Annotated in this window: 22 protein-coding genes; 11 read left to right on the forward strand and 11 right to left on the reverse strand. The window is 34.9% G+C overall.

Going from position 1 to position 26448, the window contains the following annotated elements; genetic code table 11:
* The first annotated feature begins 45 nt into the window (after positions 1-45).
* The 7 genes from A0O34_RS01185 (at position 46) to A0O34_RS01220 (ending at position 9913) form a co-directional block, all read left to right on the forward strand.
* A complete protein-coding gene (locus tag A0O34_RS01185) occupies positions 46-870 on the forward strand; it encodes a tyrosine-type recombinase/integrase (protein ID WP_066750291.1) in 825 nt (274 codons plus the stop codon).
* Entirely contained in the window at positions 867-1730 is an 864-nt protein-coding gene (locus A0O34_RS01190) for a tyrosine-type recombinase/integrase (protein WP_082891069.1), read from the forward strand. The genes A0O34_RS01185 and A0O34_RS01190 overlap by 4 nt, the downstream gene beginning before the upstream one ends.
* A gap of 705 nt (positions 1731-2435) precedes the next feature.
* Complete coding sequence (locus A0O34_RS22560; protein ID WP_082891070.1) at positions 2436-3344, forward strand: RHS repeat-associated core domain-containing protein; 909 nt, start codon at positions 2436-2438, stop codon at positions 3342-3344.
* A gap of 4 nt (positions 3345-3348) precedes the next feature.
* The gene (locus A0O34_RS01205; RefSeq protein WP_066750305.1) at positions 3349-3864 is read left to right on the forward strand and encodes a hypothetical protein; all 516 of its coding nucleotides are present in this window, start codon (positions 3349-3351) and stop codon (positions 3862-3864) included.
* Positions 3865-3873: 9 nt separating this feature from the next.
* Complete coding sequence (locus A0O34_RS01210; protein WP_066750308.1) at positions 3874-4272, forward strand: hypothetical protein; 399 nt, start codon at positions 3874-3876, stop codon at positions 4270-4272.
* A gap of 79 nt (positions 4273-4351) precedes the next feature.
* A protein-coding gene (locus A0O34_RS01215) for an IS1 family transposase (RefSeq protein ID WP_472266219.1) occupies positions 4352-5052 on the forward strand; the annotation gives its coding sequence in 2 pieces (ribosomal slippage) (positions 4352-4450 and positions 4453-5052; 699 coding nt in all).
* A 253-nt stretch (positions 5053-5305) separates the two neighbouring features.
* On the forward strand, positions 5306-9913 hold the full coding sequence (locus tag A0O34_RS01220) for a fibronectin type III domain-containing protein (RefSeq protein WP_066750312.1): 4608 nt from the start codon (positions 5306-5308) through the stop codon (positions 9911-9913).
* A 142-nt stretch (positions 9914-10055) separates the two neighbouring features.
* Here the strand turns inward: A0O34_RS01220 and A0O34_RS01225 are convergent, their stop codons facing one another.
* Positions 10056-11558 (reverse strand): carbon-nitrogen hydrolase family protein, encoded by a 1503-nt coding sequence (locus tag A0O34_RS01225; RefSeq protein WP_066750315.1) that lies wholly within the window; start codon positions 11556-11558, stop codon positions 10056-10058.
* A 53-nt stretch (positions 11559-11611) separates the two neighbouring features.
* Here A0O34_RS01225 and A0O34_RS01230 point away from each other — a divergent pair, with 53 nt between their 5' ends.
* The 3 genes from A0O34_RS01230 to A0O34_RS01240 are packed head-to-tail and all read left to right on the forward strand — an operon-like array spanning position 11612 to position 13149.
* Entirely contained in the window at positions 11612-12259 is a 648-nt protein-coding gene (locus A0O34_RS01230) for a hypothetical protein (RefSeq protein WP_162271022.1), read from the forward strand.
* 20 nt (positions 12260-12279) lie between these two features.
* On the forward strand, positions 12280-12735 hold the full coding sequence (locus A0O34_RS01235) for a hypothetical protein (protein WP_066750326.1): 456 nt from the start codon (positions 12280-12282) through the stop codon (positions 12733-12735).
* Positions 12736-12744: 9 nt separating this feature from the next.
* The gene (locus A0O34_RS01240) at positions 12745-13149 is read left to right on the forward strand and encodes a hypothetical protein (protein WP_157885929.1); all 405 of its coding nucleotides are present in this window, start codon (positions 12745-12747) and stop codon (positions 13147-13149) included.
* Positions 13150-13439: 290 nt separating this feature from the next.
* On the opposite strand, the gene guaA is transcribed toward A0O34_RS01240, so the two are convergent.
* From guaA to A0O34_RS01285, 8 genes are all read right to left on the reverse strand, one after another.
* Positions 13440-14969 carry a glutamine-hydrolyzing GMP synthase gene (gene guaA / locus A0O34_RS01250; RefSeq protein WP_066750333.1) on the reverse strand — a complete coding sequence of 510 codons (1530 nt, stop codon included), beginning with the start codon at positions 14967-14969 and terminating at the stop codon, positions 13440-13442.
* Positions 14970-15282: 313 nt separating this feature from the next.
* Positions 15283-16521, reverse strand: coding sequence for a phosphoribosylamine--glycine ligase (purD, locus tag A0O34_RS01255; protein ID WP_066750336.1), 1239 nt, complete (start codon positions 16519-16521; stop codon positions 15283-15285).
* 93 nt (positions 16522-16614) lie between these two features.
* Positions 16615-18132, reverse strand: a complete 1518-nt coding sequence (gene purH, locus A0O34_RS01260) for a bifunctional phosphoribosylaminoimidazolecarboxamide formyltransferase/IMP cyclohydrolase (protein ID WP_066759398.1) — start codon at positions 18130-18132, stop codon at positions 16615-16617.
* Positions 18133-18549: 417 nt separating this feature from the next.
* On the reverse strand, positions 18550-19113 hold the full coding sequence (purN, locus tag A0O34_RS01265) for a phosphoribosylglycinamide formyltransferase (protein WP_066750339.1): 564 nt from the start codon (positions 19111-19113) through the stop codon (positions 18550-18552).
* A gap of 152 nt (positions 19114-19265) precedes the next feature.
* Positions 19266-20258 (reverse strand): phosphoribosylformylglycinamidine cyclo-ligase, encoded by a 993-nt coding sequence (gene purM / locus A0O34_RS01270; RefSeq protein WP_066750342.1) that lies wholly within the window; start codon positions 20256-20258, stop codon positions 19266-19268.
* A gap of 210 nt (positions 20259-20468) precedes the next feature.
* Positions 20469-21020: an NADPH-dependent FMN reductase gene (locus A0O34_RS01275; protein WP_066759400.1), complete on the reverse strand. Its 552-nt coding sequence runs from the start codon at positions 21018-21020 to the stop codon at positions 20469-20471.
* 136 nt (positions 21021-21156) lie between these two features.
* Positions 21157-21885: a pirin family protein gene (locus A0O34_RS01280; protein WP_066750345.1), complete on the reverse strand. Its 729-nt coding sequence runs from the start codon at positions 21883-21885 to the stop codon at positions 21157-21159.
* 474 nt (positions 21886-22359) lie between these two features.
* Complete coding sequence (locus A0O34_RS01285; RefSeq protein WP_066750348.1) at positions 22360-22731, reverse strand: winged helix-turn-helix transcriptional regulator; 372 nt, start codon at positions 22729-22731, stop codon at positions 22360-22362.
* A 94-nt stretch (positions 22732-22825) separates the two neighbouring features.
* Here A0O34_RS01285 and A0O34_RS01290 point away from each other — a divergent pair, with 94 nt between their 5' ends.
* Positions 22826-23425, forward strand: coding sequence for an FMN-dependent NADH-azoreductase (locus A0O34_RS01290; RefSeq protein WP_066750351.1), 600 nt, complete (start codon positions 22826-22828; stop codon positions 23423-23425).
* A 297-nt stretch (positions 23426-23722) separates the two neighbouring features.
* Here the strand turns inward: A0O34_RS01290 and A0O34_RS01295 are convergent, their stop codons facing one another.
* Positions 23723-24889, reverse strand: a complete 1167-nt coding sequence (locus A0O34_RS01295; RefSeq protein WP_082891071.1) for an MFS transporter — start codon at positions 24887-24889, stop codon at positions 23723-23725.
* Positions 24886-26418 (reverse strand): GMC oxidoreductase, encoded by a 1533-nt coding sequence (locus A0O34_RS01305; protein ID WP_066750360.1) that lies wholly within the window; start codon positions 26416-26418, stop codon positions 24886-24888. Before A0O34_RS01305 ends, A0O34_RS01295 begins: the two co-directional genes overlap by 4 nt.
* Positions 26419-26448 lie beyond the last annotated feature (30 nt).

A 26448-nucleotide genomic window follows, 5' to 3' on the forward strand; every position in this document is an offset into this window, starting at 1 on the left:
GCGTTCGGAAAAACACAAAATAGTACAAAAGCAAATTGGTCATAGATGGATGAAGAAACAATTTATCAGTACAGAAAAGAGTTACAAAACTTAGGATACAGTAAAACCGTTACCAGCAGCTATCCCAGACAAGTAAGAAGATTTTTAGAATACAGTAAAAAACTCTTTACAGAAATCGATACAGAAGATATTAAAATCTACCACGAACATATCAAAAAAGTAAAAGGAATAAAGACAAAAAAGACATTTAGTGAAACTTATATTTATTCTATTTTATTATCTATAAAAATCTATTTTAATTATCTCGAAAGATCAGGAGAAATAAAAAGTAATCCTTATCAACTCACAATAAAGCATCCAAAAAGTAAAGAAAGAAAAGTATTTACAAGTGAAGAAATTGGAAAGCTATATGCTAAAAGCAGTAAGCTACAAGCTATTATACTACATCTATGCTACGCATGCGGACTGAGAAGAACAGAAGCTGTAGAACTAAGAATTAAAGACATAGATCTTGAAAACTGCATCCTATATATAAGAAAAGGTAAAGGTAAAAAACGAAGAGTAATACCGTTTACAAAACAAGTGAAAAGAGATCTTGAAGATTTTATTTCAACTGAAACCATCAACAGACAACCATCAACAGACAACCAAAATCTACTCAATATTACAGGAGATTATATTTATAAACAGTTTAAAAAGTTACTCAAAGATACAGAACTCAATACTCAGGAATTTACACTCCATTGTTTAAGACATACTATTGCAACACAACTATTAGAGCAAGGAATGGAACTCGAAAAAGTAAGAGATTTTTTAGGGCACTCACAATTATCCGCCACACAGATTTACACAAGAATTTTAATCAAATGAAAATAGAAGATTATTTACTCACAACCCTGCATCCATCAACGATAAAGATCTATATGTATGAAATCGAAAAGTTTAGAAAATGCTATAAGAGCTCTGAAAAACTGAACTATAAAGATATCATGGGATATATAGAAATATTACGTAAAAAATACACTTCAAATAGCGTACATAGAATTTTAGCAGCACTCAAAAAATATTATGGATATATACAACATACAGGCGTAAGAAGAGATAATCCAGCTATTAACATCATCTTAAAAGACAATAAAAAAAATCCAATACAATTACAGGAATTACTTACAGAAAATGAATTAGAAAGACTCCTAGAACCAAGAGAAGAACGATATCCAATGCTTATAAAAAGAAACCAAATTATCATGAGTTTATTGGTAAATCAAGCCTTATTGGTAAGTGATATCTCAAGAATAAAAAGTGAAGATATAGATCTGAAAAATGCAAAAATAAAAATACAGAAAACAGGAAAAACAAATGAAAGAATATTGAATTTAAAAGCTGAACAAATCCTATTATTCTATGAATATGTAAAAGAAGAAAGAGAGAAATTAGTAACCTTTAGAACCGAAAAAGAAAACTATTTTTTATTAGGAAAATTAGGAACTAAAATCACTATTGAAGATATTAATTATTTAGTCTCAACATACAAAAAACACTTCACAAAAAAGCTGGTACCAACAACCATAAGACAAAGTGTGATTAAGTTAAAATTAGACCAAGGAGAGAACCTAAGAAGAGTTCAATACTTTGCAGGACACAAACACGCAGACACTACAGAAAAATACAGAGAAACAGGAATTGATGCATTACAAACTGCGATCAATCAGTTCCATCCGTTACATTAAATTAGCCTTTGAGATGAGTTTTCTGTACTATTTAGATTTTTTTAAAAAAGGAAATTAATGAAACAGCATCATTTTTCAGGAAAGAAAAAATCCCAAAAACAGAAGAAATGACACCAATTACTGTCCAAAAATCCATACCCAAATATAATAAAAAAACTCCAACTCTAAAACTCTCCCACCCAAAATGCCACAGCAAATTACATAATCAAAATTATACGCGCACCAGCCGCTAACCGTTGCCCTCCATTACGCAAGCTTCATTCCGTGCAAAATCCATCAGCGCCTATAATTTGAGATTATGTAAAATGCTTTCCTCACGCTCCGTGGAAACCACTTCACTGCCAGCGCTCTGCGTTCCTTGATTGGAATCTTAGCCACAATACCACTGAATCGCCGTTGAAAACCTGGTTGGTAAAAGAATGTGGATTTGTGGATAAAGCCAACACTGAAACCCGCACCCATTTTACCCACAAGTCCACATTTACAACAACACCGACAACAATAGAAATTTTCCACATTTTTAGAAATGAATTTATTTTTTCAATTGAAATAAAAAACTTTACGAATAAAAATCGCGCACCAACGAAATTTTTATTTTTCAAATGAATAAATCTGTATTTTTGAAAAGTGACAGAAAAGCGTTCAAAAAATAAATCGTTGCGCGAGGAAAAATAAAGTAAGCAGATCCTGAAAAGTTGAGCGGGGATATACAATTACGGTTATAATAATAAAGAACTACAGAAAGAAACTGGCTGGAACGATTATGGAGCAAGAATATATATGAGTGACATAGGGCGTTGGGGCGTAATGGATCCACTAGCAGAATTATACTACCCAATGAGTGCTTATAATTATGGTGCAAATAATCCTATCAAATTTATTGATCCCACTGGAATGTGGATTACAATTACTGATGGTGGAAATACTTACAGATATATGAATGGTGGACTATACTCTCAAAATTCCAGTACTAAAGCTTGGGATGCTGCAGAAAATATTCCAGAAAATAGCTATGCAGCTAAAATATTATCGGCCTTAAATTCAATGACGGGTGGTGATACAAATTCGTTTGGAAGTATGTTTCTTGAAAAATTTTCTAATGATCAAATTAACACTGACATAAGTACGAGTAAAGGAACAGCAAATGCTGGACTAAATGTAACTTTTATTGATGGTAAAGGAATTTTAACAGATTTCGATCAAAAAGTTTCCTTAGAAACTACTATGCTTGGTGAAAAAAAGAAAGCTTTACAAAGCCCTTTTTATGTTACTTTATTTCATGAGTTAGGACATGCGTGGCTAAATCAAACAGTAAGTAATAGCGAACTGAGAACGGTTTGGCTTGATGGAGAAAAACAACAACTATCGAAAGATGTTAATCGATCTGAAATAGCAGCGTCATATATTGAAAATATGCTACGAAGCGAACAAGGATTACCTCTAAGGATAAGCTACTCTCCAGATGCTCCATCAGGAGTTATAGATACTAAAAGTATAAGATTATCACCGGCACAAATAAATATTGGAACAGGATTTAATTTCAGAAACCGAATATTTACTATGCCAAATGATGTACAGGTAATTTATAATAGAATAATAAATAGCAAAAAGTAATATAATGAAAAAACAATTTTTAATTTTAATAATATTGGCATTTTGTTTTTTAAACTGCAATCCTTTATATAAACAATATAAAGATTTAGCATTAATTAATCGTCAAAAAAAATTTAGTTATGCAACTAAGGGAATTATCCGAAAAATATTAGCTAAGCATGATAATAAAAATAGTTTATTTATAATATCTTGGAAAAATAATGTATTTGACAAAGAAAAACTTGTATTTGATGCTATAATATACGATTATAACTTGAAAACGATTGAATATATTTATAATACTCAAAGTACCCAAAATAAAATAATTTCTTCAACTCACAAACCCTCCGCATATTTTGACGATGAATTATTTATCCTAAATAATTATATTGCAGAAAAAGAAGAGTATTTATTATCACTCCATGATTCTTTTAGTAGTTCAGATGCAGGTAGTTATTTTTATATCTATGATTTTTCTAAAAATAAAAAATTAAAAATCAGTGCTATAGCTTTTGATAAAAATGGAAAATTAATTCAATAGATATCGGTAATGTACTCTGTTCCGCAGAATAGTCTATTTGATGAATCTTTAGAGTATGATCTTAATGGAAATATTTCAAAACTATACCGAAACTCAAAAGGTGCCAATGGTTTTGCAGAACAGATTGATAGATTGACTTATGCTTATTCAGGAAACAGATTAAGCTCGGTAACTGACGGTTCTACAAATTACAGAGGATATCCCGATGTTTCAGGAAACGTAATTTCTTATGATGATAACGGGAATATGACCAGTCAAAAAGATAAAGGGATTTTAAATATCAATTATAATTACCTGAATCTTCCCAATTATTTAGAGTTTGATAGACAGTATTTCACCCGAAATGGTAATGTTCCAAAGTTAGTGATGAGAACAATTTCAAATACTAACTCATTGAAATTCAAATAAAATTCAAAACATTTAATTTAAAAAACCAGAGTAGAAATTACCTACTCTGGTTTATTTTTATCGAAAAAAACATATTTAAATGATTGAGAATTATACCAGGTGTTTCAGAGTTAGTGATACGGGAATTTGTAGTTATTGTTACTCCAGAAATATTATAAAAAATGGAACTACAAAAACAAAAAAAAGCAACAGTTTTTCTGCAAAAATTGTAAAAAAAGATTTATAGATTATTATACTTATCAAGCTTATCGGAAAAATATTAATTCACAAATTGTTAGCCTTACAAAAGAAGGATTAGGCATTAAAAGTACCTCCCGAATATTAAAGATTTCACCAACGACTTTACTGAAAAGAATTGTAACAATTGCTAATGCTATTTCGCGACCTCCAATTATTTATCATCAGGAATATGAATTGGATGAAATGAGATTTTTTATTAGAAAGAAATCAAACCCAAAATGGCTAGTGTATGCGATTGATAAAAACACCAAGCAAGTTGCGAATTTCTATATTGGCAGAAGAAATAACTCTACTTTAAGTTCTATTGTGAAAACATTAATTAATGCAAAAGCCACTAAAATTTATACAGATAAACTTATCAATTATAAATATTTAATTCCAAAAGAAATCCACCTAACCAAAAAGTATGGAACAAACGGAATTGAAAGAAAAAACCTAAGTATAAGAACCAACCTCAAAAGATTTAGCAGAAGAACGATCTGCTTTAGTAAAAGTATGGTAATATTAATTTCAATTTTAAAAATATATTTTTGGGATTAATCTTATTAAAATTATCAACAAATACATTCAATAAAGGTAAAATAAACACCTATTTTATGACACTTTAACTTTAAATTAAATACTAAAATTAAGCATAAAGCGTTTATGTTTCAATATTCAACGATATAACAACTTTCTGCCCTAAAATCTCTATGAATTTTTTATAAAACTTTTATAAAAAACATTGAATTATGTACTATATATTAGTAAAAACCATTTAGATTTGCATAATTAATATTAATAACAATAACTTATGAAGAAACTTTCTACTCTTTTAGTACTTCTTCTGTGTCTGATTAATGTAGGCTTCCTGTCGAAGGTCTATGGACAGGCACCTGCAACACTCCCCTACACACAAAACTTTTCGACAGCAAATGATCTTACCTTAACCAACGGAACTCAGCCAAACAAATGGTCTTACGGTTCTGCAACAGGTAATGCAGCAAATTCACTTTATATCTCGAATGATAATGGAGTTACTAATGACTACACCATTTCAGGTGCAGCAAGTACAGTCCAGGCTTATAGAGATATAACAATTCCTGCAGGGTCTACTCTAGCTACGATTACATTTGACTGGAAATCTTTAGGTGAAGTAACCTGGGATTATTTAAAGGTTTGGATGGTACCAACTACCTACACTCCTACACCAGGTACTTTAACTACCGCAGGATCAGGAAGAATCCAGGTAGGTGCTGAGTTCAGCAATCAAGCTGCTTGGCAGACTTACCTTAATACAAACTTGAATATCAGCAGTTTTGCCGGAGGCACAATGCGTTTGGTATTTGAGTGGAGAAATGACGGCGGTGGCGGTACTACCCCTCCTGCTGCAATTGACAACATCAACTTGTTTATTCCAACTTGTTTTGTGCCGACACCAACAGCTCCATCTGCAATTACTGCTACAACAGCTACAATTTCATGGACTGCTCCAACTCCGGTTCCGGCAAATGGATATGCTTATTATTTAAGTACATCAAGTGTTCCTCCTACTGCAGCTACGCTTCCTACAGGAGGTGTTGCTACAACAACTGCAAACTTAAATCCTCTAACTCCTAATACTACTTATTACTGGTGGGTACGTTCTGTTTGTAGTGGTACTGACAATAGTATTTGGGTTGCCGGAGCAAGTTTTACAACAGGACAGATCCCAACTACAATCCCGTATACTCAAAACTTTAATACAAGTAATGATTTAGGATTTACAAGTACTGGACAAGTCAATAAATGGGCATATGGTTCAGCTACAGGTAATGCAGGAAACTCTATTTATGTTTCAAATAATAATGGAGTTGCCAATGATTACACAATTTCAGGTGCTGCAAGTGTAGCGCATGCTTATAGAGATATTACAGTTCCTGCCGGTACAACTATTGCTACTTTGGCATTTGACTGGAAATCATTAGGTGAAACAGGATGGGACTACCTAAGAGTTTGGATGGTTCCTACAAGTTTTATGCCTGTTGCTGGAACTCAGATTACTGCCGGAACTGGAAGAATCCAGGTTGGTGGTGAATTTAGTAACCAAACTGCTTGGCAGAATTATCTTAATACAAACCTAACGTTAACCAGCTTTGCAGGGACAACAATGCGTTTGGTATTTGAGTGGAGAAATGATGGCGGTGGCGGTACTACTCCTCCGGCTGCTGTTGATAATATCAACTTATTTATTCCAACTTGTTTTGTACCTACAGGAATGGCTGTGCCTACTGTAACAGCAACGAATGCTACAATCACTTGGACAGCTCCAACTCCGGCTCCAGGAAATGGATACGCTTATTATTTAAGCACATCAAGCACTCCACCTGTTGCTGCAACAGCACCTACAGGAACTTCAGCTACAACGACGACAAACTTAACTCCATTAACACCGAATACAACGTATTACTGGTGGGTACGTTCTGTTTGTAGTTCTACTGATAACAGTATTTGGGTTGCCGGTCCTAGTTTTACAACAGGACAAATACCTGCAACTCTTCCATATACTCAAACTTTTAATACAAGTAATGATTTAGGATTTACAAGTGCTGGACAAACCAACAAATGGGCTTATGGATCTGCAACAGGTAATGCTGCAAATTCAGTTTATATCTCTAATGATAACGGAGTTACCAATAATTATACAATTTCAGGTGCAATAAGTACAGTTCATGCTTACAGAGATATTACGATCCCTGCAGGTACAACGATTGCTACTTTGGCATTTGACTGGAAATCATTAGGTGAAACAGGATGGGACTACCTAAGAGTTTGGATGGTACCTTCAAGTTTTATGCCTGTTGCCGGAACTCAGATTACTGCCGGAGCTGGAAGAATCCAGATTGGTGGTGAATTTAGCAACCAAACTGCTTGGCAGAATTATCTTAATACAAACCTAACGTTAACCAGCTTTGCAGGTGCAACAATGCGTTTGGTATTTGAATGGAGAAACGATGGTGGCGGTGGTACTACTCCTCCTGCTGCGATTGATAATATCAACTTGTTTATTCCTACTTGTTTTGTACCTACTGGAATGGCGGTACCAACTGTTGCAGCAACAAATGCTACAATTAGCTGGACGGCTCCTACTCAGGTTCCTGCAAGTGGATATCAATATTATTTAAGCACATCAAGTGTTCCACCGGTTGCTGCTACAGCACCTACAGGAGCATCTGCTACAACAACGACAAACTTAACTCCATTAACACCGAATACAACTTATTACTGGTGGGTACGTTCTGTTTGTAGCCCTACAGACCGTAGTCTTTGGGTTGCTGGTCCAAGTTTCACAACGACACAGATCCCGGCAACGATTCCTTATCTTCAGGATTTCACAGCTACTAATGATTTAGGATTTACAAGCACTGGTCAAACCAACAAATGGGCATATGGAACTGCTACCGGAAACACTGGAAAATCTATCTATATATCAAATGATAGCGGTGTAACCAATGCTTATACAATTGCAAGTGCTATAAGTACAGTACATGCTTACAGAGATATTACGGTTCCTGCAGGAACAACGATTGCAACATTCTCATTCGACTGGAAAGCTGTTGGAGAAAGTACTTTCGATTATTTAAGAGTTTGGTTGGTACCTGCATCTTTCATGCCTGTTGCTGGAACTCAGATTGCTGCCGGAACTGGAAGAATTCAGTTAGGAACTAATTATAATCAACAAGCAACTTGGCAGTCATATTCTAATACAAGCTTAAATATCAGCTCTTTTGCAGGTACTACGATGCGTCTTGTATACGAATGGAGAAATGATGGCAGTGGCGGTACTCAACCTCCTGTTGCTATTGACAACATTGTAATTCGTATCTGTAGTAATGTAACGCCTGTAGTAACAGTAACGCCTGCTTCTATTACTTATAATTCTGCAACAATCACTTGGCCTCAGGATATCGGTGGCGCTAGTTATAGCATCAGATACAGACCTGTTGGTTCTACAGCTCCTTGGTCTACAGCGAGTGTAGCTGCCGTAACTACAGCAACTAATACTTATAACTTAACCAACTTATTAGCTGCAACATTATACGAAGTAGAAGTAGCAGCAGTTTGTAACGCAACACCTGGTGTATTCTCACATAATCAGTTTACAACTAAATGTGATCCTACTCCACCAAATGTTACAATAAGTAATATTACTACAACATCTGCATTGATTACTTGGGCTCCGCTTGCGGCTAGTTCATCATATACATTAAGATGGAGAAAAGTAGGTACTACAGGATGGCCAAATGCTGAAATAGCTTTACCATTAGCTCCTGCAAATACATATACACTTCAGAATTTAGCTGTTTATACTTCATATGAAGTACAGATCGCAAACAAATGTGACGGAACTACTACACTTAACCCTTGGTCTAATCCTAAAGTATTTACTACTGAAAGAACATGTGATATTGCCCCTCCAGGATTAACGATTACTAACCTTACTCCTACTACAGCAGTTGTGGTTTGGGATCCGTTCCCGGGAGCAACTTATATCTTGAGATATAGAAAAGTAGGTATTCCGAGCTGGACAAACGTACCGGTTTCAACGAATACTCTTACATTAACAGGATTATTAGAATTAACTAAATATGAAATGCAGGTTGCAAATATCTGTAGTGGAACTCCAGGAACTTTCACTCCTCCATATTTGTTTACAACGCCAACAGTAACTTACTGTCCAATGTCTTCTACAAGTGCAGCTAATGAATTTATTTCAAAAGTAACGGTGAAGCCAAACGGTAAGCCAACAATGGAAAATATTTCAGTAGGATCTACTTATACAGATTATACAGCTGTTCCTGCTAAATTCATTGAATTAATTCAAGGTTCTACAGGCAACGAAATTGCAATTGAAAAAACTTGGTTAGGTACTAACAACAATGAAGGTATTGCTGTTTGGATCGACTTTGACAGAAACGGAACTTTCGATATTAACGAAAGAATCCTTGCTTCAGCTCCAAGTACAACGACTCCTGTTAAAGGAACGTTCAACGTACCAACGGATGCATTTGTTAGCTTAACTGATTACAAATATGTTGTCATGAGAGTAGCAATGCAGAAAGACGGTATCCCTGTAAACTGTACAAGTTTTGCAAATGGAGAAGTTGAAGATTACACAGTGAGAATTTCAAAACCAGGCGTTCCTAATGCAACGAACCAGACGGATATCATGATTTATCCTAACCCAGTAAAAACTGTATTGAATGTTAAAAATACAAGTTCAAGATCTAATTATAAGATCTACAATGCAGCAGGACAAGTGGTATCAGCGGGAATTATCTTAAACAACAAGATCAATGTAAGTAATTTGATCAACGGAGTTTATGTAATAGACATCGATGATGCTAAGGGTACTGCCCAAAAGAAATTTATCAAAGAATAATACTAAATTATCTTTAAAATAGAATAAGCTCTCAGAAATGGGAGCTTATTTTTTGTATTAATTCAAAGTAAATCTTCATTTTTAATCATAAAAAATCCCACTTTTAAAAAGCAGGATTAGTATATTTTTAACCTAAAATAATTTATTTAAGATAGGTTTCATAAAGATCATTTCTTCTGTCTTTCAGAATTTGAACAGAACCGTTGTAGTGAAGATCTTTTAATAAATTTAAATCAACATCAACAATTAAAGTCATTTCCGTATTAGGAGTTGCCTCTCCTTTTATAGCATTTGATGGAAAAGGAAAATCTGATGGTGTAAATACGGCTGCCTGACCAAACTGGATGTCCATATTATTAACTCCCGGTAAATTTCCTACACAACCTGCGATCGCAACATAACATTCATTTTCGATGGCTCTGGCTGCTGCACAATGGCGAACTCGTATGTACGCATTTTGCGTATCGGTAAGATAAGGAACGAATAAAATTTTCATTCCCTGATCTGCCAGAATTCTCGGAAGCTCCGGAAATTCTACATCGTAACAGATCACAAGACCAATTTTTCCACAGTCAGTATCGAAAACTTTTATTTCGCTTCCGCCTTTCATTCCGTAGTATTTTCTTTCGTTTGGAGTGATATGAATTTTACGATATTCGTCTACTCTACCATCACGATGAAGAAGATAACTCACATTATACAAATCATTATTTTCAAAAACAGGCATACTTCCGGAAATGATATTGACGTTGTAGCTAATCGCCAATTCTGAAATTTTAGCTTTGATTTGTTCCGTCAGTTTAGCCAATTCGATCATACTATCTCTTTCCGAAAGTTTATTAAATGGCGCTAATAAAGGCGTGTTGAAAAGTTCGGGGAAAAGCACAAAATCTGATTTGTAATCGCCCATCACATTCACGAAAAACTCAACCTGTTCGTAGAAAGCATTAATATCTTTAAAATGCCTCATCTGCCATTGCACCAAACCTAAACGAATGATGCTGTCTTGCATGGTGTTTGGCTTTTTACTGTAATAGACATTATTCCATTGCAGTAAAACGGCATTTTCTTTTGAAGATTCATCTTCCGGAAGATATTTTTTTAAAACCTTAATCGGCAGAAAATTATTCGACAACTGAAAAGACAAAACGGGATCGTAAATCTCTTTATCTCTTACTTTTCGGATATAATCTCTGGCTGAAAGTTCGTGGCTGTGTTTATGGTAATTCGGGATCCTTCCACCCAAAACAATGGATTTAAGATTGAGCAATTCGCAAAGCTCTTTTCTGGCATCATAAAGTCTTCTTCCCAGACGTAATTCGCGATATTCGGGATCAACGAAAACTTCAATTCCATACAAAACATCTCCCGTTGATAAGTGGGTATTGAAAGTATAATTCCCTGTGATATCAACGTAGGTATGATCATCTCCAAATTCATTATAATTCACAATAATTGAAAGGGCAACCGCCGCCAATTTACCATCTACTGTGATACAAATTTGACCTTGGGGGAAAATTTTAGTCAGTTTTTCTATACTTCTTTTTGACCATATAGATTCAGACATTTGAGGATAAGCACGCTTCATTGTCACTACCAATTCATCGTAATCCTGAACCGTCAGTGTACGTGTGTCTATTTGCATATCATGTAATTTTACCTAAATTTAAGGAAAATTACCTAGAAACTATAATGGATTTGGATACTTATATAAAATACACCGATGAAAATAACACCGAAATTTCACAAAAACAGCTTGATCAATTTTCAGAATTTAACCGTCTGACGTATGACAGTAAAACCAGTGAGCTTAAAAAAATAGAGCGGTTTTCAAAAAATTACAGGACAAAGGAAGTTGAACAATTAGGAGGTGAAGTTTATCTATCTTCGGAAGATAATTTACCGGAAGTAATTACCAATCATATAGATATCGGATCATTTGGTAAGCCTTGGACGTTTCATTACAATAAAGAAACTAACGATAAAGGAGAAACTCAATGGGATTCTATTTTGTATCGTAATGGCAGTTTGCATGGTAAAGCTATTTCTGTATTTGATAAAAGAAATAGAAAATTAGCAGGCTGTTCAATAGATCTATTAACGGGAACCCAAACGGATAAATTTAAAAATTTTTATGGGGACCCCTCCGTATTTGATTATGAATTTGAAAATGAAACAATTCCTAGTATTAAATTCACATATAATGAAGACGGTCGCGTTGACGAAATTTTCTTTCAGGATGATGAATTTTCAGTGAGAGATTTTCTAGATAATGATGAAATAGCGGCAAAATTTCCTTGGAAAGAGAATGTGTATTATCATGCTTTTGAGCCTATGCTTTTGTAAAAATAAAAAGGAAAAAATTAATGATGAAGAAACTAATAACCATTCTCCCTCTTCTATTTCTTTTAAACTGTATCTCCAGAAATAATGAAAGATATGTTTTAAGTGATCATACGGTGATATTAAAAGGTAAATTCTTTAGAATTGATAGTGCCAATAATATTTTCGTTTATCATTTTAAAAGCGACACTATTGAAGCTGTTTTTACAAGTTTTAATGATAAAGGTTTTAAAAGTCCCAACTACAAAAAAATTAAACTTCACAAAAAATATACTTTAGTTTTAAACAGAGAAGTAAAAAATACAAGTTGTTTTCAACTAAATTCTTCCGAAGAATCTTATACTGAAAATAATATTTTGGTTTGGAAAACAGGGATGAAATCTCAATATTTTGTTAGCTGTAGCAATATAACAGCAAATAAGATAAATCCAAGATTTACATTGCTTAAATATATTAATCCAAGTCCTAATAATTATTAATAACTGCCTATGTATCTCAAAAACTTATTGGCTTTGTTATTTATATCATTGATTATTGCCTGTAACTCCTACAAAGTCAAAAACATTCATTTCAAATCTGAAACAATAAAGCTCGATGCAAAAATTGACAGTATAGATTCAACAGCAAATTACTATCTATATTTTATTAAAAATGACACACTTAATGCGTATTTTTCTAAACTAAAGCTTTGCACTAATTCTTACAAAACCAATACTGAAATTAAAAAAATATATTCATTAACAGTAAAAACTGATGCTACTAAAACTTACCGATATAAAAATCAAGGTAACTATTATGTCTATGTTGATGATACTTTTTCTAATACTGATGAATCCATACTAGAATTAGTTGATTGCTTAAATATTTGCGGAAAAACAATTGAAAATCAATAATGAAAAAGCTAACCGTTATAGTTCTAATTATTTCATTAATTTATGTAATCTTATCTATTTATTTTCAATCAGATTTCTTTTTAGAATTCACACCTGTAATGTTATTTATTTTAATTCTCAACTTTTATATAATTCATCAGCATAACAAAAAAGTAATATTTTATATAATAAACAGTCTTATTTTATTGATCCTAATTTATTTTTTATGGATTGGAATAGCATTAAGACAAGACTGGTAACAAAAAATCCTGCTCATACGAACAGGATTTATATTTTAAATTAAATCAAGATTATTCCCACTCGATAGTTGCAGGTGGTTTGCTTGAAATATCGTAAGCTACTCTGTTGATTCCTCTTACTTCGTTGATGATTCTGCTAGAAACAGTATCTAAAAACTCGTAAGGAAGTCTGCTCCACGTTGCTGTCATAAAGTCGATGGTGTTGGCAGAACGAACAACCGCAGTATATTCATATGTTCTTTCATCACCCATTACTCCGACAGATTTTACAGGAAGTAAAACTACGAATGCCTGAGAAACTTTCTCATAAAGATCATTTTTATATAATTCTTCGATGAAAATATCATCAGCTTCCTGAAGGATTTTCACTTTTTCAGCATCTACAGCTCCTAAAATTCTGATTCCTAAACCTGGCCCAGGGAAAGGGTGTCTGTGTACCAAATGATGAGGAATTCCTAATTCTTCCCCAACCTTTCTTACTTCATCCTTGAAAAGCTCTCTTAAAGGCTCTAACAGCTCAAATTCCATTTCTTCTGGAAGCCCACCCACGTTGTGGTGAGACTTAATTACTGCTGAAGGCCCGTTTACTGACTGACTTTCGATAACGTCAGGGTAAATTGTTCCTTGTGCCAAGAATTTAGCCCCTTCAATTTTATGAGATTCTTCATCAAAAACATGAATAAATTCGTTTCCGATGATCTTTCTTTTTTGTTCAGGATCGTCAACTCCGGCTAATTTAGATAAGAATCTTTCTGAAGCGTCAACCAATTTAATATTCATATTAAAATGCTCACCGTAATTTTCCATTACTTTTACGTCTTCATTCTTTCTCAATAAACCTGTATCAACAAAGATACACTGCAACTGATCACCGATTGCTTTGTGAATTAAAACGGCTGCTACAGAAGAATCTACTCCTCCTGAAAGACCAAGGATTACTTTGTTGTCTCCTACTCTTTCTTTGATTTCTGCAACTGTTTTTTCGATATAATTGGTCAGTTTCCAGTTTTTCTCAGCATCACAGATTGAGAAAACGAAATTTTCCAACATTTTACCGCCTTCCTCAGTGTGAGAAACCTCAGGGTGGAACTGTACGCAATAGATTTTCTTATCTTCATTAGAAATAGAAGCAATAACGCCAGATTTTGCGTTTAATTCAAAACCTGTCGGCAATTCTCCAACCTCATCAAAATGACTCATCCAAACTACAGAGTTTTGGGTAACGCCTTTTAATAAAGAACTTTCTTTAATGATATCTAAATGAGCTTTTCCGTACTCTCCTTTTTCGCCTTTATTTACTTTTCCGCCTAAAAGGTGTGCCGTTAACTGCATTCCGTAGCAAATTCCCAACACAGGAATTCCCTGCTCGTATAATTCTTTTTCAACTAAATGAGCATTTTCTGCATTCACAGAACTTGGTCCGCCAGAAAGGATAATTCCTCTTGGCTGCTTTTCTAAAATAGTTTCTAATGGCGTATTGAAAGGTAAAATTTCAGAATATACACCCATCTCACGGATTCTTCTTCCGATAAGCTGGTTGTACTGAGATCCGAAATCTAATATGATAATACCGTTATTCATTTTTATAATTGATAAATGATTATTGATAATTGATGAGTTATTGTTTGATTATAAAAAAACGTTTTTAAGAGTGTTTGTCATTCCGTAGGAATCTAAACTTTCTAAATTTCATCATTGTTGTAGAGATTCCTACGGAATGACAAATGTTGCGTTGAATTTCAAATCAAATATTTCACCCAATTTTCTTCTTTAAATTTTGGCTAAAGCCAATTTCGATTTCACTTTTTTTAATCGGGCTAAAGCCCGACCCTATTGATGAAACGTTTTACAAAAAAAGACCTGGATTTCTCCAAATCTTTTTTCGTGATTTTTATTAAAACTTCCCGATGTCTTCTCTGTAGAAACTGTAATCGAAGTGTACATGTCCTGCATCTTCGTATACTTTCTTGCGGGCATCATCGTAAGTTGCTCCTGTAGCCACAATGTTTAGCACTCTACCACCATTTGAAACGACTTTGTCGCCTTTCTTGATAGCTCCTGCGTATAACAGCTGGCTGTGTTTTACTTTATCTTCACCTACAATTTCGAAACCTGTTTCAATGTTTCTAGGATAACCTCCAGAACACATTACAAGACAAATAGCTTTTTCGTCTTTAAACTTAAGCTCGATGTCTCTTCCTTCCATACAGTCGTTGATAACGTCTAATAGATTGTTTTCCATTAAAGCCATCAATACTTGAGTTTCAGGATCACCGAATCTCATGTTATACTCAAGCAAGTAAGTTCCTTTCTTAGTTACCATCAATCCGAAGAAGATGATTCCTTTGAAACTGAAACCTTCAGCCTTAAGACCTTTTACAGTAGGTTCTAAAATATTTTGTTCGAAATCTGCAGCGTGTTCTGCTGTAAATTCCGGGCTTGGTGCCACTGAACCCATACCTCCTGTGTTTGGGCCTGTATCACCGTTTCCAGCTTTTTTGTAATCCTTTGCAGCAATACAAGGGAATAGTTTTTCACCGTTTGAGAATGCAATGATAGAAGCTTCAAAACCTTCTAAAAATTCTTCAATAACCAAACGGATACCAGCGTCTCCATAGATTCTTCTGATCATGAAATCGTGGATCGTAGCTTCAGCTTCTTCCAATGTGTCGCAAATCACAACACCTTTTCCACCTGCTAAACCACTAGCCTTGATTACTAAAGGATATTCCTGAGTTTGTACATATTCTTTAGCTTCGTTATACGAATCAAATACCACAGCTTTTGCTGTCTTGATATCATAGGTCTGCATGAATTTTTTAGAGAAAGCCTTACTTCCTTCAAGACTTGCTACTTTTTGATTCGGACCAAAAACTTTAAGATCATGTTTTTTAAACTCATCCTTCAACCCTGCTACAAGCGGAGCTTCCGGACCTACGATCGTAAGATCTACTTTTTCTTTAATGGCAAAATCTCTAAGTTCTTTAATCTCTGATAAATGAACATTTTTCCCTATTACATCGGTAGTAGCGTTTCCGTTTGCAAAAAACATTTTAGAAACTCTCGAGTCATTTTGAAGTTTAGCTGCCAAAGCAGACTCTCTTCCACCTTCACCTATGATTAATATTCTCATACTTTATTTAATTAACTAGTCTATAATATTACAAATATATAATTTTGAATGTTAAAAAAACAATCTCAAAATATAATTTTAATTCTATTTTAATTAATGGAAAAAATGTCTAACACCAGTAAACATCATCGGAATGCCATGCTCATTTGCTGCTTCGATGCTGTCTTGGTCTTTTACACTTCCTCCCGGCTGAATAATAGCTGTGATACCCTCCTGAGCGCAGAAATCTACAACGTCACGGAAAGGGAAAAAGGCATCAGAAGCTAATACTAGATCTCCTGTGAATTTTCCTTTAGCTCTTTCAATTGCCTGTTGGGTTGCCCAGATTCTGTTAACCTGTCCGCCACCGATTCCGAAAGCCTGGATTCCGTTAGAAACAACAATTGCGTTTGATTTAACGTATTTCACTACTCTCTGAGAGAAAAGCAACGCTTTCTTCTGCTCTTCTGTCGGCTGAGTTTCAGTAACCACTTTAATATCATCAGAAAAGATACTGTCGTTATCCTGAACTAATATTCCGCCATCAACCTTCACCCAAGTCTGCTTGTCAGAAACAGGGTTTACGATTTTTATAATTCTTAAATTTTTCTTCTTTCTTAAAATTTCCAAAGCATCTTCGTCAAAGCTAGGAGCCATAACGATCTCAAGGAAAGTTTTGTTTAATTCTTCTGCTGTTGCAGCATCAACCTTGTAGTTGGTAGCAACAATTCCGCCAAAGATAGAAATAGGATCACACTCAAAAGTTTTTTGATAGGTCTCCAATGCTGAAGTTCCGATCGCAACTCCACAAGGGGTAGAATGCTTCACTGCGCAACAAGCCATTTCTTCTTTGAATTCATTTACCACTTTCCAGCAAAGATCCATATCACGAAGGTTATTGAAAGACAATTCTTTACCTCCCAATTGTTCGAAATCTTTCATTGCTCCATTCTCGAAAGTAGAAACATAGTAAGCAGCCGTCTGATGTGGATTTTCACCATATCTCAAATCAGAAACTTTTTTGTAAGATGCACTTAGATAAGTAGGATAATCCTCTTCTAAAAGCATTCTTGAAATAGCCGCATCATAAGCAGAAGTAAGGTTGAATACTTTTCCTGCCAACTTTTTACGCGTTTCGATGTATGTGTCACCGTTTTGTTCCATTTCAATTTTTACTGCTGCGTAATCTTCAACATCAGTAATTACTGTTACAGAATCAAAATTCTTAGCTGCTGAACGAAGCATTGACGGACCTCCGATATCTATAAACTCTACCTTTTCGTGTAATGAAATGTCTTTGTTAACATTTTCAAAGAAAGGATAAAGGTTTACGATCACCATGTCGATCAAATCAATCCCATGTTCCTGAACCGTCTTCATGTGTTCTTCATTTGAACGAACAGCCAACAAACCTCCGTGAACTTTCGGGTGTAAAGTTTTTACTCTACCATCCAACATTTCAGGGAAATTAGTAACCTCGTCAATCTGAATTGGATTTAAACCAGCATCTTTCAAATGTTTGAATGTCCCTCCTGTAGAAATCAATTCGTAATTCTGGGCTTCCAAAAACTGTGCAAATTCGATCAATCCGCCTTTGTCAGAAACACTGATTAAAACTCTCTTTTTACTCATTTTACTTTCAATTTTTTTCATAGGATTTTATCCTATGCTTGTTTAAACCATTCTTAATTATAATCTAATAGGATTTTATCCTATTCTGATCTAAATCGTCCCTTCGGGACTCTTTCGTGGTATCAAGAATTTTTACTTTTCAATTTACTTTTCACAGTTATTTCAAACTGTAAATCGGGTCTTTCACCTCCGATTTTACTTTATTTTACTTAGATTTTTTTGCTTTTTTTCGAAATATTTAAAATCTAAATGTGTTTTTTATGCTCTGTTTGTCATGCTGGAAGCATCTCAACTATGCTTAGATTCCTACGGAATGACAAACTGGATGTTCTTTTTTAACGCAAAGAGCGCTAAGTTTTTTTATTAATGCTGAATGTTTTTAAGTTCGCAAAGGCGTTTCACTCAGCAAAGGTTTAATTAGTTTCCTAATACTTTATTGATCGCTATCGGGAAAATTTCATATTCAACTAAATGAACTTTTTCAGCGACCGTTTCGGGAGTATCATCTTCTGTTACTGCAAATGATTTTTGAAGAATGGCTTCTCCTTCATCAATTCCCGGAGTTACAAAATGTACCGTTGCTCCACTTTCTTTTTCTTTAGCTTCAATAACCGCATGGTGAACATGATGCCCCCACATTCCTTTCCCTCCGTATTTCGGAAGCAAAGCAGGATGGATATTGATTATTTTTCCGCTCCAGTTTTCACAAAATTCAGGTTTTAGAATGGATAAAAATCCTGCCAATACTATTAAATCTGTATTTTCAGGGATGATTTTACTCAATTCGCTGCTGAAGTTTTTTCCTCTTGGGATCAGAACGTTTTCTATGTTATGATTTTGGGCTCTTTCCAGTCCGTAACATTCTCTGTCGGCAACAACTAAAGATACTTTTGCATTCTGGATTTCTCCATTATCAATGGTATCAATGATTCTCTGAAGATTGGATCCTGAACCTGAAACAAGTATAACTATGTTTTTCATGTTTATTTTGTGAGCCTTGTCAAGGTTTCGAACCTTGACAGGCTTTCTATATTATTTACTAGCCCCGATTGCAGCGGCATCCTTTTTTGTTGCGGCCGGAGCGAAGCGGAGGCCGTAATAAAAAAGATATAGCGGAAAGCGGGATTAAGCTCCTAAAATTTTAAATCTATTTTTTCGCTTCCTTCTGTGATTTCTCCGATCTCGTAAGCATCGTCCAGAAGGTGTAATACTTTTTCTGCATGTTCCGGATCAACCACTACGATCATTCCAACACCCATATTGAATGTTCCGAACATTTCTTCACGAGCTACACCACCTCTTTTTTCCAATTCCAACATAATACTTGGAATCTGGATTTTAGAAGCATCAATAGTTGCACATAATCCATCACCGATAATTCTCGGAATGTTTTCGTACAATCCACCACCTGTAATGTGAGCAATACCGGCAACCTGTACTTCCTCAATCACTTTGTGGATGTCTTTGTAATATAATCTAGTCGGAACTAAAAGTGTTTCGTATAAAGGTTTTCCTTCAAATTCTTCTTCAAAATTTGGGAATACATTTCTTACCAAAGAGAATCCGTTTGAGTGAAACCCTGAGCTTGGAAGAGCGATGATTTTGTCACCCGGTTTGATTTTAGAACCGTCGATAATCTGATCTTTTTCAACAATTCCTACACAGAATCCTGCAACATCATAATCTCCCGGCTTATACATTCCAGGCATTTCAGCAGTTTCACCACCGATCAATGCACAGTTGTTGTCTTTACAAGCTGCCACCATTCCTAAAACGATCTCAGCAGCAATTTCAGAATCTAATTTTCCGCAAGCCAAATAATCTAAAAAGAACAATGGTTTTGCACCGTGACAAAGGATATCATTTGCACACATTGCAAAACAATCTACCCCGATAGAATCGTATTTTTTAGAATCTAAAGCTACTTTCAGCTTCGTTCCTACTCCATCCGTTCCTGAAACCAAAACAGGATTTTTGTATCCTCCGATTTCATAGAAAGCCCCAAAACTCCCCAAATGATTCAATACATTTGAATTGTGGGTTTCACCAACCGCTTTTTTGATCTTGTCAACGGTTTTGTATCCTTCCTCTTTGTCTACTCCTGCTGATTTGTACGTGTTGCTCATGTCTACTTTTAAAAATTTATTTCAAACTTTTTATATCAATTTTAGAAAATAAAAAAGCCGACAATCTTGGTAGATTATCGGCCGTTATTTTATCTCAGAATTTCAGTGCCCACAGTTTTTCCTTTTATGGAGAAACATTCTTTGAAAGTGGACTGAATTTTCATCTTTTTTCTTTTTGCAAAGATATTAATTTTAAATTAATATTCAACCCTATTTTTCAAGGATCGATTCAATAGCCGAAATCTTCTGAATTTTTTCTCTTAACTCACTGTCTTTTTCTTCATTAGAAATCTTTTGAGCCGATTTGTCAAAATTATCATTAAAGAAAGGAAGTGTGAAAGTATCAACGATATTTCCTCCATGTGACGGAAAACGTTTTTCTGCTGCTTCCAAAACACCTAATCCTCCTCTTCCTCCAGGAGCTGTAGCCATCAACAACATTGGAACTTCATTCCAAACTGTTCTTGGTTTGATTCTTGAAGTCCAGTCGAACACATTTTTAAATGCTGTAGAATACGTTCCGTTATGCTCAGAAAGAGCAATCAAAAGAACATCTGCGTTATCAATTTTTGATGCGAAATCTTGCGCTTGCTGAGGAATTCCGCTTTCTACTTCTCTTTGATGTTTGTAAATTGGCATTTCAAAATCGTTCATGTCAACGATTTCCACTTCTGCGTTTTCGAATAATGTTGTGGCATACGTTACCAATTGTCTATTGATTGATGCATCAGAATTACTTCCTACTACTGCTAAAATTTTCATTATATTTTTTCTGTTTAAAGTATTTTTATTTTTTAAAACGCAAAGATCGCAAAGAATTTTGACAATTCGCGTATTTTTAAGTTCGCAAGGGCGTTTCATTCAGCTAAGGGTACATGCTTTTATTTATCCCTAAATTTTATTTTAAATAAGACGGTAATTCCATCGGAACTTCCATTAAAAGGATTTCCGAATCATCTATCGCTTCAATATTGAAACTTTGAGTATCCCAGATTCCTAATCCGTCTCTTTCATTTAAAATTCTGTCACCAACTTTTGCACTTCCTTTTAATACAAAGGCATAAACGCCATTTCCTTTTTTGTTAAGTGTGTAATTTTTGCCGTTTCCCTGAGTGAAATTGGCTAAATTAAACCATGCATCCTGATGAATCCAAACGCCATCATCGTTTTTGTTTGGAGATAAAATCTGTTGGAAACCATTTACTTTTTCGCCTTCTTTGATACTTTTCTGGTCGTATCTCGGTTCAACATTTTCTTCTTTTGGGAAAACCCAGATCTGTAAGAATTTTACGGCTTCATCTTTATTTTTGTTATATTCGCTGTGCATTACACCTGTTCCTGCGCTCATTACCTGAATTTCGCCTTTTTTGATAACGGCAGTCGTTCCCATCGAATCTTTATGTTCTAAATCGCCTTCCAAAGGAATGGAAATGATTTCCATGTTTTTGTGGGGATGCGTTCCGAAGCCCATTCCCTGAGAAACGGTGTCGTCATTCAATACTCTCAACACTCCGAAATGTGATCTTTCTGTATTTTGATAGTTCGCAAAACTGAATGTATGGTAAGAATTTAACCAACCATGATCTGCGTGACCTCTTGTATCTGCTTTATGGTATACTGTTTTCATATTGTGATTATTTATGGTACAAATTTACGGTGTGCAGACTGGGAAAATGTTGACGTAGGATAAGAAAGGTGAAGAGAACTTTTAAATGCCTTTTTTTAAACGCAAAGAACACAAAGAATTTTTATTAATATTGAGAATATTTTTCGTTCGCAAAGGCGTTTCACTCAGCAAAGGTTGTGCGTTGTATTTCATTCAGAGCGAAACGAAGTGGAGTGTGGAATCTAAACTTATTTTGTAAAGTTGATTTTATAATAATGATTGTTGAGATTCCTGCGAATGAAAAAATGGTTGTTATCGTGTATTATTAAAAGGACGACAAATACCGTAGCCCCGATCGCAGCATTTGTTTGAGCTCATTTTGTAGGTTTCGGCGGCGGCTTTGCCGCCGCCGAAACCTACAAAATAGCGAGTGCGGAGAGCGGGAAATAGCTCCCGAAAAATAAATAATAAGTAATTGGTAATGATTAATATTTCCTATTCGCTTTTCTCGGCTTCCGTTGGGCTTCCGAAAATATGTTTGCGGTGATTTTCGCCCCAATCTTTTAGAGATTCTACGACGGGGTGCAATGTTTTGGTGTGGGCTGTAGGAAAATATTCGATGCTTACAGGATAGGTATCTTTTACCACTCTCTCTACCAAGCCGTTTTGTTCGAGTTCCTTTAATTCTTTGGCTAAAACTTTGGAAGTTAACTTCGGAATACTTCTTTCTATTTCTGTAAAACGTTTATTTCCTGCATTTAATGAAATGATAATCTGTAATTTCCATTTTCCATTGATAACGTCTAATGTATCACGAACAGGCTTCAATGCCTGCATACAGTCTTTATGATTGTGTTGTTTTTCCATTTTTTTTCACTTTCCTTTAGGTAACTACTATACTTTAGAAAGTAAATTTACAATAATTTTGTCAGTATCAAAAACAAAAAAAAGTTAAAACAAAATGGCAAACATTTTAAATATCCAAACCAGTATCAGCGGAGAAAACTCTATAAGCAACAAACTTTCTCAAGCTGTTATCAATCAATTGTTAGAGAAAAATCCTGGCAGCAAAGTTGTTACGCGTGATTTGGCTGCGAGCCCTATTCCACATTTGGAAATTCATCATTTTAGCGCTTCAAGAGTTCCGGACGAAGAAAAAAGTGAGGAAGAAAAAGAAGCAGGAAAATATTCGGAAGAATCATTGAAGCAAATTCAGGAAGCTGATATTATTGTGATTGGTGTTCCTTTTTATAACTTCACTTTTCCATCAACGTTAAAATCGTGGATCGACAGTATTGCGGTTGGCGGAAAAACATTTTCTTATGCTGACGGAACTCCAAAAGGTCTTATTCATGGCAAAAAATTATATTTAAATTTTGCAATAGGCGGAGTTTATGAAAACGGATTGATCGAAAACATGGAGCATTATTTAAAAACTTTATTCGCCTTCATCGGGATTACTGATGTGGAAGTTTTCCAATCTCAGGGACTAATGGTTCCTCAATTAAAAGATGAAAATTTAGCAAAAACGGTGGCGCAAATTGAAACAGCTTTGTCGTAGATAAATGAATTGTCAATAGTGAATTATAATAACTATTGACAATTTTATTTTTTATCTGTCCTTTTGTCTTGAAACAAACGGACCAAAAGTTCAAGACTGGAATATTCCGCTAAAAATAATTTCTGTTCACTAAAAATTCTAAAACTTGCGCGAATTTAATATTCGTTTTTCGATTCAGAATTTGTGTCGCGCTTCAAACAGTAGAATTTTCTTAACGTTCTCAGAACTTATTTTCTTAACGCTACAACTTCCTAGGTCGTTAAAAAATAACGCTATATCTTTGAATTTAGAGAATATTTAGAAGGCTTCTTTTATTTTAGAATTTCGTTTTAAATAGAAAAGCAAAACGCAAATAACAACCATACAAACGATTAAAAAATGAAAAATAATATTGGTTTGATTAGAAAAATTTCCTAAAACATTGGTGATAATTCCCGTTCCGATTTGGTTTGCTGCCATTAAAAATCCGGATACCAAAACGGACAATGTCGGAAATTCCACCGTTCCCCAACCGATAGATCCCGGAAATATACTTCCCATGAAAAATCCGATCAAGAACATCATTAATACAACAATATTTACGTTTGGAAATAGTATTAATAATAAAAGTAATCCCGCGACAATCAAAGGAGAGAACAAAAATACGTAAGACAAATCATTATTTTTTGAGAAAATCCCGAAAAGCAGACGGTTTAAAGCTATTCCACCCCAGAATAATGATAATCCCAAGCTCGCTTTGTTATTATCCAATCCTTGATTTTTGAGAATTATCGCACCAAAACTCCCGAAAGTCCCTTCAATAAAGCCATACAAAACGATTGCGATAAAGAAAATCCACAATTTTGAAGGAATTTTAAAATGCTTTGGAAGTTCGAAAAATGTTCCTTTTTCCAGTTTTAAAAATAAAAAAAGGACGAAAATTATTAAAACTAAAACAAAGATACCTGCCGGAACGTACATCCAGTTTTTCACATTTCCAATTAAATTCATCATCATTGGAGAAGTCGAAGTTCCCAATCCGACCAAAAACTGCAATATTAAAATTGCGGAAGATTTATTTTTTTCAAATAAGCTTGCTGCTAAAGGATTCAAAGTCGTAATCGAAAGTCCAAAACCTGAGCCTGTGAACGCTACCAAAATCATTAATACAGGAAAAAGCAAAGATTTATCATTCATGAAAAACTGGAGCATCCACAAAATTCCTGTTGAAGTAATCATTAATAATAATCCGGCTACCAAAACGATTTTCGGACCGAATTTATTCACCAAAAACGGCGCTCCCAAACATGAAATGATAATACAAATCACCTGCGGAATAAATAAATTCCCAAACTGCGATGATGAAAGTCCAAAAAGTGAAGCATCCGTAAAAGCCGTTCCTAGAGCCGGAAACACGACAAAATTAACTCCCGTAAAAAAAGCCAATAAAAAGATGATAACGATTTGGGCTATTCTGAAATTCATGATGTTAAAACATTGGTTTTAAGATGATCTCCCACTCTCAATGCCATTGCAATGATTGTCAGCGCAGGATTTACCGCACCACTTGAAACGAAAAATCCACCATCGACAATATATAAATTATCGAGATCATGTGCTTTACAGTTTGTATCTACGACCGAAGTTTTCGGATCTAATCCCATTTTTGTAGTTCCGTTTTGATGGGCGGGTGAAGCAATGTCCATTCCTTTGCTGAAATAAATTCCTTTAAACAAAAACGATTTGAATTTTCCTGAAGCTTTTAATGCTTTGATCAATTCTTCTTTCAGAAATTCGTGTCCCTGTTGATTATTAGAAGTATAACTTATTTTAATTTGTCCGTTTTCAACCGTTACTCTATTATCCGGATCGGGCAAATCTTCCGAGGTCAGCCAAAAATCTACGGCGTGTTCTGCCATTAATTCAAATGTAAAGCCTGGCGCTGCAACAGGGCTATCAGCTTTAATCTGATGTTCGTCTGATTTTCCTAACATCTGAATGTGTCCTAGAGGAAATTCATAGCCTTTATTAGCATGGTAAAAATCATTAATTCCAAATGTTTTTCCGAATTTTGTGTGATTGGGTTCTGTGTACAAAGCTACCAACGCAGAATTTTGATGAAACATATAATTTCTGCCCACCTGATCTGAAGAATTGGCAAGTCCGTTGAGGAATTTTTCACTTTTACTTTCCAAAAGAAGTGCCGCGGAATTGATTGCTCCCGCAGAAAGAATAACCAAATCAGAAGTCAAGGTTTTTGTTTCTCCGTTTTCTTCGACAACAATTTCGGTGATCTTGGTTCCTTCTTCATTTGTATTTAATCGCAACACTTTTGTATTGACCATCAATTCAACATTCGGATATTCCAACGCTTTTGCCAGCGAACAAAGATGGGCGTCACCTTTTCTTTCCGCAGCATCGGGAAAACCATCAAAACGGTCTAATGTGTATGGTGCATTTGCGGATTCGTGAGGTTTAAAATCAACTCCAATCGGCAAATTAAACGGATGCCATCCGTAATTAAATAATTCATCAACGACTTCCTGAATTCTTGGTTCGTGGGATAAAGGTGGATTTGGATAAGGCTCGGAATCAAAAGGTTCCGTCGGATCTGATCCTCTTTTGCCATGAACATGAAAAAGTTTTTCTGATTCAAGATAATAATCCTTCAAATCTTGATATTGAATAGGCCAAGCCGGTGAAGTTCCGCCATAATGGTGTATTTCTTTAAAATCTTCTTCTCTTAAACGAAATAAAGCAGCTCCATAAAATTTGGTATTTCCGCCAACATTGTAATGCATTCCGGGGCGAAACGGTTTATTGTGTTTATCGAGCCAAAGATCTGTCGTTGTGTATCTGTTTTTCTGAAAAACTTCCACGGAATCCCAATTTTCTTTTTCTACGGGAACATAATCTCCTCTTTCAACAATGAGAATTTTTTTTCCGCTGTCTGCCAATCGATACGCCATTGTTGCGCCTCCTGCCCCGCTTCCTATTATAATGATGTCGTACATTTTTTAAAATTTAATCTATCTAAATTAGAG

The organism is Chryseobacterium glaciei (genome assembly GCF_001648155.1).
Lineage (GTDB): Bacteria > Bacteroidota > Bacteroidia > Flavobacteriales > Weeksellaceae > Chryseobacterium > Chryseobacterium glaciei.

What these genes read in the sequence shown, in the direction of transcription:
- A0O34_RS01185 (WP_066750291.1), top strand. Translation starts at nt 46, where the DNA reads ATGGATGAAGAAACAATTTATCAGTACAGAAAAGAGTTACAAAACTTA.
- A0O34_RS01190 (WP_082891069.1), top strand. Translation starts at nt 867, where the DNA reads ATGAAAATAGAAGATTATTTACTCACAACCCTGCATCCATCAACGATA.
- A0O34_RS01205 (WP_066750305.1), top strand. Translation starts at nt 3,349, where the DNA reads ATGAAAAAACAATTTTTAATTTTAATAATATTGGCATTTTGTTTTTTA.
- A0O34_RS01210 (WP_066750308.1), top strand. Translation starts at nt 3,874, where the DNA reads ATGTACTCTGTTCCGCAGAATAGTCTATTTGATGAATCTTTAGAGTAT.
- A0O34_RS01220 (WP_066750312.1), top strand. Translation starts at nt 5,306, where the DNA reads ATGAAGAAACTTTCTACTCTTTTAGTACTTCTTCTGTGTCTGATTAAT.
- A0O34_RS01225 (WP_066750315.1), bottom strand. Translation starts at nt 11,558, where the DNA reads ATGCAAATAGACACACGTACACTGACGGTTCAGGATTACGATGAATTG.
- A0O34_RS01235 (WP_066750326.1), top strand. Translation starts at nt 12,280, where the DNA reads ATGATGAAGAAACTAATAACCATTCTCCCTCTTCTATTTCTTTTAAAC.
- A0O34_RS01240 (WP_157885929.1), top strand. Translation starts at nt 12,745, where the DNA reads ATGTATCTCAAAAACTTATTGGCTTTGTTATTTATATCATTGATTATT.
- guaA (WP_066750333.1), bottom strand. Translation starts at nt 14,969, where the DNA reads ATGAATAACGGTATTATCATATTAGATTTCGGATCTCAGTACAACCAG.
- purD (WP_066750336.1), bottom strand. Translation starts at nt 16,521, where the DNA reads ATGAGAATATTAATCATAGGTGAAGGTGGAAGAGAGTCTGCTTTGGCA.
- purH (WP_066759398.1), bottom strand. Translation starts at nt 18,132, where the DNA reads ATGAGTAAAAAGAGAGTTTTAATCAGTGTTTCTGACAAAGGCGGATTG.
- purN (WP_066750339.1), bottom strand. Translation starts at nt 19,113, where the DNA reads ATGAAAAACATAGTTATACTTGTTTCAGGTTCAGGATCCAATCTTCAG.
- purM (WP_066750342.1), bottom strand. Translation starts at nt 20,258, where the DNA reads ATGAGCAACACGTACAAATCAGCAGGAGTAGACAAAGAGGAAGGATAC.
- A0O34_RS01275 (WP_066759400.1), bottom strand. Translation starts at nt 21,020, where the DNA reads ATGAAAATTTTAGCAGTAGTAGGAAGTAATTCTGATGCATCAATCAAT.
- A0O34_RS01280 (WP_066750345.1), bottom strand. Translation starts at nt 21,885, where the DNA reads ATGAAAACAGTATACCATAAAGCAGATACAAGAGGTCACGCAGATCAT.
- A0O34_RS01285 (WP_066750348.1), bottom strand. Translation starts at nt 22,731, where the DNA reads ATGGAAAAACAACACAATCATAAAGACTGTATGCAGGCATTGAAGCCT.
- A0O34_RS01290 (WP_066750351.1), top strand. Translation starts at nt 22,826, where the DNA reads ATGGCAAACATTTTAAATATCCAAACCAGTATCAGCGGAGAAAACTCT.
- A0O34_RS01295 (WP_082891071.1), bottom strand. Translation starts at nt 24,889, where the DNA reads ATGAATTTCAGAATAGCCCAAATCGTTATCATCTTTTTATTGGCTTTT.
- A0O34_RS01305 (WP_066750360.1), bottom strand. Translation starts at nt 26,418, where the DNA reads ATGTACGACATCATTATAATAGGAAGCGGGGCAGGAGGCGCAACAATG.